Here is a 12144-nt window from a genome sequence, read left to right as displayed (position 1 = left end):
GGTTTGTTGCGGACCGTCGGCGCGAGCCTGCGGAGAGTACGAGGACGAGTGATGCTGTCAGGATGGATCAGGGGCAGATTGGCCCGGAGCGCCACCATCGCGGTTGCAGGCATCATCGCCTTCAGTAGCATCCTCGCCTTCGACACCGGGTCCGCCGAGGCGCGCCGCCGCCACGCGGCCTATCAGGCGCCCAAGAAGCACAGGGTCGCCGCCCGGCCGACCAGGGCGCGTCAGGTTGCCGCGCCCACCAGCGCCACGCAGGATCCGCGCTTCGCCTCCATCGTCGTCGACGTCAAGGCCGGCCGCACCCTCGAGCAGGCCAATCCGGACGGCCTGCGCCACCCCGCCTCCATCACCAAGGTGATGACCCTCTACATGCTGTTCGAGCAGCTGCAGGCCGGCCGCCTGACGCTCGACAGCCAGCTGCCGGTCTCGGCCCATGCCGCCGCCCAGGCACCGACCAAGCTCGGCCTGCGTCCGGGCTCGACCATCGCCGTGGGCGATGCCATCCGCGGCATCGTCACCCGCTCGGCCAACGATGCCGCCGTGGTGGTGGCCGAGGCCCTCGGCGGCACGGAAGACAATTTCGCGGCCATGATGACGCGCAAGGCCCGCTCCCTCGGCATGACGCGCACCACCTATCGCAACGCCTCGGGCCTGCCCAATCCCGGCCAGATCACCACCGCGCGCGACCTCGCCACCCTGGGCGTGGCGATCCAGGACCGCTTCCCCCAATATTATCGCTTCTTCTCCACGCGCGCCTTTGTCTTCCGCGGGCACGAGATCGGCAACCATAACCGTCTTCTCGGCAGTGTCGAAGGCGTCGACGGCATCAAGACCGGCTACACCCAGGCAAGCGGCTTCAACCTGCTCACCTCGGTCAAGCGCGACGGCCGCCAGTTGATCGCCGTGGTGCTGGGCGGCCGCTCCGGCGCCTCGCGTGACGCCACCATGCGCCAGCTCATCGCCAGCAACCTGCCGCGCGCCTATGCCGGCAATCGCCAGACCCAGCAGATGTTCGCGGCCGCCGACCCGGCCCCGCTGCCCCGGCAGGCCGCCGCGGCGAGCGTGGCGGTGCCGACCCCGGCCCCGGCCAAGATCCGGCCGGCCGTGGTGGCCGAGACGCCCAAGCCCAAGGCGAACGCACCCGTCGCCGCGCCGATGCAGCTCGCCTCGCTCGCCGACGACGATGCGGTGGCCAAGCCGGCCGCCAAGCCGCGGCCGCGGCCGCTCGAGATCGCCCGGCCCGCAGTGGCCTCCACGGTCGAGGCCGGCCCGGCGCTACGCTGGGTCCAGGGGCCCGCGCCGGTCACCGCGCCGGCGACGCCTCCCGCCCGCACGGCCCAGCAGGCCGTCGCCGAACCGGCCACCACCGCCACGGTCCGCACCGTCACCTTCCGCGTCGACGACAAGGGCGACGCCGTCGCCGATGCGCCCCCATCCGCCTCCCCTCCGGCCGCGCCCGAACCCGCCGCCGCGCCGGAGCAGCCCGCTGCCCAGCGCAGCGGCTGGGTGATCCAGATCGGCGCCACCGACAGCGAGGACCAGGCCCGCCGACTGCTCACCCGCGCCCAATCCACCGGCCACGGCGCCCTGTCCAGCGCCGAGCCCTTCACCGAGACGGTGGAGAAGAACGGCTCGACGCTGTGGCGGGCCCGCTTCGCCGGCTTCGAAGACCAGCGTCAGGCCCAGGCCGCCTGCGCTGCCCTGAAGTCGCGTGACTTCCCCTGCATGCCCGTTCGTCTGTGATCGCCGTCAGTATGAGTAAGCGTTGGAGTATCAGCGATGGCTTCCGAGAAGAACGTCCCTAGCCTCGTTCACCCGCGCGGCCAGATACGTCGAGCCCCCCTGGTCGGGATGGAGTTTCTTCATGAGCGCCCGGTGAGCCCGTCGAATCTCTTCGGCGCCCGCCCCCGGCTCCACCCCAAGGATCTGGTGAGCTTCCTCCTTGGTCATCGCGTTGCTGCTGCGCCGAGCGCCTTCGCCCGGCCCCGCTGCCGCGTCCTGCTCGAAGTGTTCACGCCATCCGGGCGCCCGGCGGTCGAGATAAGCTTCGAGGAGTGAACGGCTCTCCGGATCGCTCAGCGCTTCGCGGTAGAGCGCTCCGAGCTCGTTCGGCCCGAGATCGTCGAGCCTGCGACCGGCGAAGCGGCCGGCCAGGACATCGCCGCGCAGCGTGCCGCTGTCATGGTCGAGCTCCATCTGCAGGAAGCGCGAGCGGACCGCGCTGACCCGCCCCCGCGAGGGGCGGCCCCCGCCACCGAACAGTGCCGGCAGGCCGGGCATCCAGCCGGCGAGGCCAGCGCCGAACACGAAGAGCGGGATAGCGGCGTCGAAGCGGCCGCGCACCAGCAGCAGCGCCGCCACGAGCATCGCGGCGTAGCCCGCGAGCTTGCGCATGAGCCGCGCCATGGCGCTGGGGCTCGCCTTGGTATAGCCCCGCAGCAGCCAGAGCACGGCGACGAGGGCGATGGCGCCGAGGATGAGCTGATTCATGGCCGGCCGATCTGCTGCAGCAGGCGGGCGGCCGCGGGGCCGCCACGGTCCGACAGGGCGGCCAGAGCCCGGCGGCCGCCCGCGGCGTAGGCGGCGGCCGCGCGCAGCAGCGCCGCCAGCTCATGCGCGGCCGAAGCGTCGAAGCGGCTCCAGGCGCCGCGCGTCAGCCTGGCGATCTCGCGCAGCACGCTCTCGACCATCGCGTCGCGCCCCTCCTGGAAGGCGAAGACCGGCACGCCGAGCAGCGCCAGCTCGCCCGCGCGGGCGCACAGCATGTCCGCCGGCTCCTCCACGGCGTCCCCGACATAGACGAGGGCCCCGACACGCCCGCGCCGCGCCTCGCCCGCCGCATGATTGAGGACGCGGCCGATCTGGGTATGGCCGCCGCGGCAATCGATCCGGCTCATCAGCGTCCCGAACCGCTCGGCATCGCCGGCCCAGCGCGACGCCCGGCATTCGCCGAGGCCGCGGAAATAGACCAGCTGCATGTCGAGCCCGCCGATCCGGCCGGCCTCGCGAAACATCTCGCCCTGCAGGCGGCAGGCCGTGTCCCAGGTGTGCTGGCGGCTCATCGTGGCATCGAGCGCGAAGATCAGGCGGCCCCGCTCCCCCGCCGGCACCACGGCGTGGACGTCGGCCAGGAAATCCGCCACCGCCCCCGCACCTGACGGTGCGGAAGCATCGGTACGGGCGGAGCCGGCTGGCAGATCGGGCATTACGCTCCATCCAAAAGTCCGAGGCGCGCCGGCCTGAACGGGCCGCACGATGCGGGTTTCCCGATCCTGTCCTGTGGACGGCGTCGGGAATTCCTGCAAAACCTCGCCGCCCCTGTATGACACGGCGTTCCCGCAGGGCAAGAGGGTGCCGCCGTCCGGCACAGAATTGGAGACGCGATGGCCATCACGATCGTACGCACCGTTGCGGCCTTGCGGTCCGCCGTCGCGGCCTTGCGCCGGGGCGGCGGCACGATCGGCCTCGTCCCGACCATGGGCGCGCTGCATGACGGGCATATCGCCCTGGTCGAACGAGGCCGCCGCGAGGCGGACCACGTCGCCGCCTCGATCTTCGTCAATCCCACCCAGTTCGCGGTCGGCGAGGACCTCGCCCTCTATCCCCGGACGGAAGCGGCCGACCTCGCGCGGCTCGAAGCCGCCGGCACCGCCCTCGCCTTCATCCCGGCGCCGGAGGAGATGTACCCGGCCGGCTTCGCCACCACGGTCTCGCTCGCCGGGCCTGCGGCCGCCGGCCTGGAGGACCGTTTCCGCCCGACGCATTTTGCCGGCGTCGCCACCGTGGTGGCCAAGCTCTTCGTGCAGAGCCAGGCCGATATCGCCGTGTTCGGGGAGAAGGATTATCAGCAGCTGATGGTCGTCACGCGCATGGCGCGCGACCTGGACCTGCCCATTCGAGTCGTCGGCGCGCCGACGGTGCGCGAAGCCGACGGCCTCGCCATGTCCTCGCGCAACCGCTATCTCGCGCCGGACGAGCGGGCCGCCGCGCCGGTGCTCCACCGGGTCCTCGCCGCCTGCGCCCGCACGATTCGTGGCGGCGGCCATGCCGGCGCGGCGCTGGCCGAGGGGCGCGAGGCGATCGAGCGGGCCGGATTCGCCCTGGACTATCTCGAGGCGCGGCAGGCCGAGAGCCTGGCGCCGCTGGCGGACGGGACGGGAGGGCCGATCCGCCTGCTGGTCGCCGCCCGCATCGGCAAGACCCGGCTGATCGACAATCTGGGCGTCTGAACCACGGCGAAACCGCCGTCGGCTACTTGATGACGTCGATCAGCTTGTCGTCATCGAACTTGTAGACGGTGCGGACACCGCCCTCGACATACCAGATCGCGTTGTGGGTGTGGCCCTGCTGGTCGAGGCCGCCGACCACCCGGCTCGGCGTGCCCTTGGCGCCGATCAGGTCGCATTCGCTCATGCCCATGGCGATCGAACCGCCGCGCCCGCCGCTGCAGCGCGCCGCATAGGCGACCGCGTCCGCATCCGGCTTGAAGTCGGGAATCACCGTGCCGTCCCCGGCCTGGGCGAATTTCGAGTTCAGCGGCGTGGCGTCGGCCTGCACGACCGGCTGGGGACGCTCGGCCGTCTGGCAGGCGGCCAGCGGCAGCACGGCGATGAGCACGGCAACCCTGAGAAAGGACATGGTGGGGATCCCCGATCGAAACACGACGCCGGTAGCATCGCCATGGTTACCGAAACCTTGCCGGGCGCCCGGCCGCTCACGCCCGCTTTTCCCAGCGCCCCTGCTCGTTCTGCTGCCAGTACGTGGCCGCGAGGCCGAGGCCCTTGGCGACCTTCCAGTGCTCGCGGGCGGTGGCGACGGCGTCCTCGTCATTGCCGTCGAACAGCACCACGAGGCGCTCATAGGCATTGGGCTCTTCCGGCAGCGCTGCGCCGTCGACCAGGAAGCGCACGACGGCGCCGTTGGGGTTGCCGGCATGGGTGACGAGGACGATCGGCTGCCTGGCACCGTCGTCCGCCTCGACGCCGTGCGGCAGGAAGCTCGCCTCGGAAAAGGTCCAGAGCAGGTCGTCCAGCGCCCGCACCCGCTCCTCCGAGGCCTGGACGGCACAGCGCCAGCCGCGCCCGATCGAGCGCTCGAGCAGGTCCGGCAGCACCCGTTCGAGCGGCACCCGCTGAAGGTGGTAGAAGAGCGCTTCGGTCATCGCGGGCCGCTGCCTGGATCCTCCGCGGACCGGAATGCCCGGCCGCGCCTCAATACTGCGTCTGCGGCGACCGCGTGGCAACCATCGCCGGCGTCCCGCGGAACCCGTCCCACCAGGACCGCAGGTGCGGACACCCGTCGAGCAGGCGGGAGCCGGCCTCGACGCTGTCGAGCGTCGCCAGGACGGCCCCAAGATAGAACCCGGCCAGCGACGATGTGGGGGCGAGGCGCGCAGCCCCGATCAGGTCATCCAGGGCCGCGAGCGACAGCCTCGCCGCGGCGATGGCCGTCACGTCGGGCTCCCGGCCCTCCCGCCACCAGACCGGCACGTAGATCCCCCAGACCAGGGCGCGATAGGCGTGATTGTCGATCACCCGCATGATCTGCCGGGCGCGGGCGGCTGCCAGCGGGTCGGCCGGCACGAGCGGCGGATCGGGATGGAGCGCCTCGATGTAGTGGACGATCGCGTCCGTCTCGTAGAGGCGGATGCGATCGATCTCGATGGCCGGGATCTGGCCGAACGGGTGGCGCCCAGCGAAGGACGCCGGCAAAGCCTCCGGGGAGAAAACATCAGCTATGACAAAATCATAGATGATCTTCTTCTCATGCAGGACGAGCCGGACGATGCGCACGTAGACACTGTCTTCGGTGCCGAACAGGGTGGTCGCCACCCGCCTCAGCCCTCGTAATGGTCCGCCACCAGCCGGTCGAGCAGGCGCACGCCCCAGCCCGAGCCCCAGCTCCGGTTGATCTCGCTCGCCGGAGAGCCCATGGCGGTGCCGGCAATGTCGAGATGGGCCCAGGGCGTGTCGTTGACGAAGCGCTGCAGGAACTGCGCCGCGGTGATCGAGCCGCCGTGCCGGCCGCCGGTGTTCTTCATGTCGGCGAACTTGGAATCGATCATCTTGTCGTATTCCGGCCCGAGCGGCATGCGCCAGACGCGCTCCCCGGTCCTGGTGCCGGCTTCGAGCAGGCGGCCGGCGAGCTCGTCATTGTTGGAGAACAGGCCGGCATGTTCCTGCGCCAGGGCCACCAGGATGGCGCCGGTGAGCGTCGCCAGGTCGACCATGAACTTCGGCTTGTAGCGTTCCTGGACGTACCAAAGCACGTCCGCCAGCACCAGGCGGCCCTCGGCGTCGGTGTTGATGATCTCGATGGTCTGGCCGGACAAGGAGGTGACGATGTCGCCCGGCCGCTGGGCATTGCCGTCCGGCATGTTCTCGGTGAGGCCGATGGCGCCGACGGCGTTGACCTTGGCCTTGCGCGCGGCGAGGGCCTGCATCAGGCCGACCACGCAGGCCGCGCCGCCCATGTCGCCCTTCATGTCCTCCATGCCCGCGCCCGGCTTGATCGAGATGCCGCCGGTGTCGAAGGTGACGCCCTTGCCGATGAAGGCGACCGGCGGCTGCTTGGCGTCCTTGGCCCCGTTCCAGCGCATCACCACCAGGCGGCTCTCATGGGCCGAGCCCTGGCCGACGCCGAGGAGCGCGCCCATGCCGAGCTTGCGCATCGCCTTGACGTCGAGCACGTCGACCTCGACGCCGAGCTTCTCCAGCGCCTTGGCACGGTCGGCGAACTCTTCGGGATAGAGCACGTTCGGCGGCTCGTTGACCAGGTCGCGGGCGAGGATGACGCCGTCGGCGACGGCCGCCCGCGCCTTGAGCGCCTTCTTGACGACCGCCTCGTCGCCGACCGCCAGCGTCAGGGCCAGCGTCTTGGCCTCGGCGTCGGCATCCTTCTTCCTGGTCTTGTAGCGCTCGAAGGCATAGGCCCGCAGCCGGGCGCCGAGGCCGATATCGGCGGCCTTGGCCGGCTCGAGCGGGCCGGAGGGCGTTTCGAGCAGCACCGTCGCGCTGGCGGCGCCGGCCGGGATGCGGCCGGCGAGGGTGCCGCCCACCTTGACCCAGTCGGCCCGGGCGATGTCGTCGGCCTTGCCGAGGCCGACCACGATCAGGCGGGAGAGCGCCAGCCCGGCCGGCGCGACGATGTCGAGCGTCGACAGGGCCTTGCCCTTGAAGCCGTCCGCCTCCGCCGCCCGTTTCAGCAGGTCGCCTGCGCCGGCGAGGAAGGCTGTGGTGACGGGACCGGCCCCCAGGTCCGCGTCGACGAAGACGATGCCGACGCCGCCGGCAGGCGGTGCGAGCGGGGCAAGGGAGAGTCTGACGTCGAAAGCCATGCGGAAGGTCCGGATCGTGGTGGCGCGGAGGGATCGTATCGGCGGGAGCCCGAAGGGCTTGGGGATTCTATAGCACGCCTGGCGGCAAATTCAGTTTGGACATAGAAACGCCTCGCCCGGACCGCAAGCCACGGCTAGAACGGCGGGACGGGACCTCGCATGCGACTGATCGATCGTTACATTTTCCGTCACCTCACGGTCGCCTTTCTCGCCTGTCTGCTCGCGCTGACGGCGTTGATCTGGCTGACGCAGGCCCTGCGCGACTTCGATCTGGTGACGGCGCAGGGCCAGACGGTGCTGATCTTCCTCACCATCAGCTCGCTTGCCCTGCCCTCGCTCGTCGTCATCATCGCGCCGGTGGCGCTGTTCATCGCCATCGTCTGGATCCTGAACCGGCTGAACGGCGACTCGGAGCTGGTGGTGATGAGCGCCGCCGGGCTGTCGCCGACCCGGCTCGCTCGCCCCTTCATGGTGCTGACGCTGGTGGTCGCCGTGGCGATCGGCGTGGTCACCACCTATGCCCAGCCCGCCAGCCTGCGCGAATTGCGCTACTGGCTGACCCAGGTCCGCGCCGACCTGATCTCCAAGATCGTGCGCGAGGGCCAGTTCACCACGGTGGCGGGCGGCATCACCTTCCATATCCGCGAGCGGCGGCCGAACGGTGCCCTGCTCGGCATCTTCGTGCAGGACGCGCGCGCCAAGGATCAGACGCTGACCTATATCGCCGAGCGCGGCCAGATCGTCGATTCCGCCACCGGCATGCTGCTGGTCCTGGACAAGGGGTCGGTGCAGCGCCAGCTCGCCGGCGGCGCCTCGGACGCCTCGATCGTCGTGTTCGAGCGCTACGCCTTCGACCTCTCCCAATTGGTCGACGACCCGGACGTCACGCGTTATAAACCAAGGGAGCTGTATACCAGCGAGCTGTGGGATCCCGATACGACGGATCCGCAGTATGCTGCGAATGTCGGCCGGTTCCGCTCGGAGCTGGTCGAGCGGTTCGTGGCTCCCTTGTACCCGGTGGCGTTCATGTTGGTGGCGTTGGCTGCGTTAGGTCAGGCGAGGACGACTCGGCAGAGCCGCAGCGCCGCCGTGGCCCTTGCCATCGTCGTCATCGTCGTGGTGCGCATCGCCGGCTTCGCCGGCCAGACCTGGAGCGCCCGCTCGCCGACCGGCGCGGTCGCCCCCTTCGCCGTGCTGGTCGTGACCTCGCTCGTCGCCCTCGCCGTCATCCTGGGCTGGGCTCGTCCTCACCTGCCGCAGGCGATGGCGCGCCTGGGGGCCGACCTGCTGGCTCGCATCCCCGGCGCCCGCCGCGCGGATGTCCGCCCATGATCGGGCACACCCTCGGGCTCTACATCTCCCGGCGATTCCTGAAGTCGGTGCTCGGCGTCGTCGCCGTGCTGTTCGCGCTGATCTTCGTGCTCGACTTCGTCGAGACCATGCGCCGCGCCTCCGACATCACCGGCGTCGGCCCGGGCACGATCGCCCTGATCTCGCTGTTCCGCACCCCGTCGGTCGCCGAGCAGACCTTGCCCTTCGCGGTGCTGTTCGGCGCCATCGGCTGCTTCATCGCGCTGTCGCGCCGGCTGGAGCTGATCGTGGCGCGCGCGGCCGGCGTGTCGGTCTGGCAGTTCCTGATGCCGCCGGTTCTCCTGGCGGCTCTGCTCGGCATCCTCGCCGCCATCGCCTTCAATCCGCTCTCCGCCGACCTCAAGGCGCGCTGCGACGCGCTGGAGGCCACCGTCTTCAACTCGAGCAGCGCCAATGTCGCCACCGGTTCGGAACGCTGGATCCGCCAGCGCTCGATCGACGGCCAGGCCGTCATCCGCGCCGCCTCGAGCCTGGAGGGCGGGCTGACGCTCACGGGCGTCACCATCTTCACCTTCGACAATGACGGCCGCTTCCAGGAACGCATCGAGGCGCATACGGCCCGGCTGCAGAACGGCTCCTGGGCGCTCGACGACGTGCGGGTGCTGCGCCCCGAGACCCAGCCGGCGGCCTATGACAGCTACGTGCTGGCCACCAACCTGACCGCCGCCCAGGTGCTGCAGACCTTCACCTCGCCCGACACCGTGTCATTCTGGCGACTCCCCTCGGCAATTGCCCTGGCCACCGCAGCCGGCCTTGATACCAACGAATACCGCCTGCACTATCAAACCCTTCTGGCGCGACCGGCCCTGCTCGTCGCGATGGTTCTGATTGCGGCGACGGTGTCCTTGCGTTTCGTGCGGTTCGGCGGTCTGGGGTTCATGGTTCTGGGTGGCGTCGGTGCCGGCTTCGTGCTTTATGTCGCCACGAAAATTGCCGAGGACCTGGGTGCCGCCGGCCTCGTCAACACGTCGGCCGCCGCCTGGAGCCCAGCGATCGTCAGCATGCTTATCGGTTTCACGATCCTCTTGAACCAGGAAGACGGCTGATGCGTATCCTCGCCGCCCGTCCGCCGAGGAGAATCGCACTGCGTGCCGCATTGCTGGCGGGTGCCATGGCCCTGTGCTGCCTGCCTTCCGGCAGCGCCTGGGCCCAGGCGGCCCTGACCTCCGGCCTGACCCAGCAGCACGATCCGAATGCCAACATGGTCGTCAAGGCCAAGGAGATGGTCTACGACAACGACCAGGACAACGTGACCGCGGTCGGCGAGGTCCAGATCTATTATGATGGCCGCACCTTGCAGGCGGACCGGGTGATCTACGACCGCAAGACCGACCGGGTGCATGCCACCGGCAACGTCAAGGTCACCGAGGCCGACGGCACCATCACCTATGCCGACACCCTGGAGCTCACCAGGGACTTCCACGACGGCTTCGTCAATGCGTTGCGGGTGGTCACCACGGATCAGACCTATCTCGCCGCCACCCGCTCCGAGCGCACCGCCGGCAATGTCACGGTCTTCCAGAACGGCGTCTACACCGCCTGCGTGCCCTGCATGGAGCACCCGGAAAAGCCGCCGCTGTGGCAGATCAAGGCGGTGCGGATCATCCACAACGAACAGGAGAAGATGATCTATTTCGAGGATGCTCATTTCGAGTTCCTCGGCATGCCGATCGCCTATCTCCCCTACATGTCCAGCCCGGATCCGACGGTGAAGCGCAAGTCGGGCGTCCTGGCGCCGTCCTACATCTATTCCTCCGACATCGGCTATGGCGTGAAGGTTCCCTATTTCTTCAACCTGGCGCCGAATTACGACCTGACGCTGACCCCAGGCTTCACCACCCGCCAGGGCCCGGAGATGGAGGCGCTGTGGCGCCAGCGCCTGCTCAACGGCAGCTATTCCATCAGCGCCTCCGGCGTGTACCAGATGGATCCCGGCGTCTTTTCCGACGAAGGCAAGGAGCGCGACTTCCGCGGCGCCATCAACTCGGTCGGCGAATTCTGGCTGAACGAGCGCTGGAAATGGGGCTGGAACGTCACGCTCCTGTCCGACAAATACTACCTCAACGACTACAGCGTCGATCTCGACCGGCGCCAGTCGGACATCACCTCGACGCTGTACCTCATCGGCCAGGGCGACAAGTCCTGGTTCGAGGCGCGGTCCTATTACTTCAACGGCCTGACGTCGAGCGACGTGCAGAAGCAGCTGCCGATCGTCGCGCCGGTGATCGACTACGACTATATCGTCGATCATCCGGTCTTCGGCGGCGAGCTCGGCTGGAACCTGAACCTCACCAGCCTCACCCGGACGCAGGCCGCCTTCGCCCAGATCCTCAACGGCTCGGATGCCGCCTGCGACGGCACGGCCGCCGGAACGACGCGCGCCAATTGCGTGCAGCGCGGCATCGACGGCACCTATACGCGCGCCTCCGCCAATATCTATTGGAAGCGCACCTTCACCGACCCGCTGGGCCAGCAATGGACCCCCTTCGCCTATGTCCGGGCGGATGTCGGCTGGACCCAGCTCGACAGCGGCACGACCCAGTTCATCGACGCCGACCAGGCCTTTGCCGCGCGCGCGGTCCCGGCCATCGGCCTGGAATATCGCTATCCCTTCATCGCCCAGATGAGCTGGGGATCACAGGTGATCGAGCCCATCGCCCAGGTCATCCTGCGTCCCAAGGCGGCGCAGACCGGTCAGTTCCCGAACGAGGACTCGCAGAGCCTGCTCTACGACGACACCAACCTGTTCCAGTGGGACAAGTCCTCGGGCTTCGACCGCCTCGAGGACGGCTCGCGCGTCAACGCCGGCGTCCAGTACACGCTCACCACCAATGGCGGGGCCTATTTCAACGCCCTGTTCGGCCAGTCCTATTCCTTCGGCGGCACCAATCCCTACAACGAGCCCGACATGGCCAATGTCGGCCTGGAATCGGGTCTGGACACCAATGTCGCCGATTACGTCGCGCGCGTGCAGATCCAGCCGATGCGGGACTTGGTCCTGACCAGCAACGCGCGCTTCGACGAAAGCGACTGGGCCATGAAGCAGCTGCAGGTCAGCGCCATCAGCATGATCGGCCCGCTGAAGGCCGACATCAGCTATGGGCGCATCGCCGCCCAGCCCCTCCTCGGCCTGGAAGACCGCGAGGGCGTCCGCGCCAAGATCTCCGCGAAGATCTCCGACCACTGGCTCGCATCCCTCGGCACCGAATACGACATCGACAGCAAGCGCTTCTCCTCGCGTTCGGTCGCGCTGACCTATATCGACGAGTGCATCGCGCTCGGGCTGCAATTCGCCAATTCCTATGACGACGTCAGCAACAAGTACGACACGTCGGTGAAGCTCCAGCTCAACCTGCGCGGGCTGACGCAGACAGGCACCCCGCAGGAGTTCAACGACAAGATCATGGACACCGGCTTCACCAAGTACTGAC

The 12144-nt window shown here is 69.1% G+C and carries 11 protein-coding genes; 5 read left to right on the top strand and 6 right to left on the bottom strand.

The annotated features are described in order from the left end of the window. The first annotated feature begins 51 nt into the window (after positions 1-51). Positions 52-1749, top strand: a complete 1698-nt coding sequence (locus tag QO011_RS06580) for a D-alanyl-D-alanine carboxypeptidase (protein WP_307269390.1) — start codon at positions 52-54, stop codon at positions 1747-1749. 30 nt (positions 1750-1779) lie between these two features. Here the strand turns inward: QO011_RS06580 and QO011_RS06575 are convergent, their stop codons facing one another. Together QO011_RS06575 and QO011_RS06570 are read right to left on the bottom strand one after the other, a co-directional pair. Then, complete coding sequence (locus QO011_RS06575) at positions 1780-2496, bottom strand: DnaJ domain-containing protein (protein ID WP_307269387.1); 717 nt, start codon at positions 2494-2496, stop codon at positions 1780-1782. Beyond that, positions 2493-3212 (bottom strand): VWA domain-containing protein, encoded by a 720-nt coding sequence (locus tag QO011_RS06570; protein WP_307269386.1) that lies wholly within the window; start codon positions 3210-3212, stop codon positions 2493-2495. Before QO011_RS06570 ends, QO011_RS06575 begins: the two co-directional genes overlap by 4 nt. 177 nt (positions 3213-3389) lie before the next feature. Here QO011_RS06570 and panC point away from each other — a divergent pair, with 177 nt between their 5' ends. Continuing rightward, positions 3390-4235, top strand: coding sequence for a pantoate--beta-alanine ligase (panC, locus tag QO011_RS06565; protein WP_307269385.1), 846 nt, complete (start codon positions 3390-3392; stop codon positions 4233-4235). A gap of 22 nt (positions 4236-4257) precedes the next feature. On the opposite strand, the gene QO011_RS06560 is transcribed toward panC, so the two are convergent. From QO011_RS06560 to QO011_RS06545, 4 genes are all read right to left on the bottom strand, one after another. Beyond that, positions 4258-4644, bottom strand: a complete 387-nt coding sequence (locus tag QO011_RS06560) for a hypothetical protein (RefSeq protein WP_307269384.1) — start codon at positions 4642-4644, stop codon at positions 4258-4260. 76 nt (positions 4645-4720) lie between these two features. Continuing rightward, positions 4721-5167: a DNA polymerase III subunit chi gene (locus tag QO011_RS06555; RefSeq protein WP_307269381.1), complete on the bottom strand. Its 447-nt coding sequence runs from the start codon at positions 5165-5167 to the stop codon at positions 4721-4723. A gap of 49 nt (positions 5168-5216) precedes the next feature. Next, positions 5217-5837: a glutathione S-transferase family protein gene (locus QO011_RS06550; RefSeq protein ID WP_307269379.1), complete on the bottom strand. Its 621-nt coding sequence runs from the start codon at positions 5835-5837 to the stop codon at positions 5217-5219. Between the two features lie 5 nt (positions 5838-5842). Next, positions 5843-7342, bottom strand: a complete 1500-nt coding sequence (locus tag QO011_RS06545; protein WP_307269377.1) for a leucyl aminopeptidase — start codon at positions 7340-7342, stop codon at positions 5843-5845. A gap of 159 nt (positions 7343-7501) precedes the next feature. On the opposite strand from QO011_RS06545, the gene lptF reads away from it, so the two are divergent. The 3 genes from lptF to QO011_RS06530 are packed head-to-tail and all read left to right on the top strand — an operon-like array spanning position 7502 to position 12143. Beyond that, positions 7502-8674, top strand: a complete 1173-nt coding sequence (gene lptF / locus QO011_RS06540) for an LPS export ABC transporter permease LptF (protein WP_307269375.1) — start codon at positions 7502-7504, stop codon at positions 8672-8674. Beyond that, positions 8671-9759, top strand: a complete 1089-nt coding sequence (gene lptG, locus QO011_RS06535) for an LPS export ABC transporter permease LptG (RefSeq protein ID WP_307269372.1) — start codon at positions 8671-8673, stop codon at positions 9757-9759. The genes lptF and lptG overlap by 4 nt, the downstream gene beginning before the upstream one ends. Continuing rightward, positions 9759-12143, top strand: a complete 2385-nt coding sequence (locus tag QO011_RS06530; protein WP_307269369.1) for an LPS-assembly protein LptD — start codon at positions 9759-9761, stop codon at positions 12141-12143. Before lptG ends, QO011_RS06530 begins: the two co-directional genes overlap by 1 nt. Position 12144 lies beyond the last annotated feature (1 nt).

The organism is Labrys wisconsinensis, from assembly GCF_030814995.1.
Taxonomy (GTDB): domain Bacteria; phylum Pseudomonadota; class Alphaproteobacteria; order Rhizobiales; family Labraceae; genus Labrys; species Labrys wisconsinensis.
Note: the sequence above shows the minus strand (reverse complement) of the source record. Positions and strands in the feature narration are given on the sequence as shown.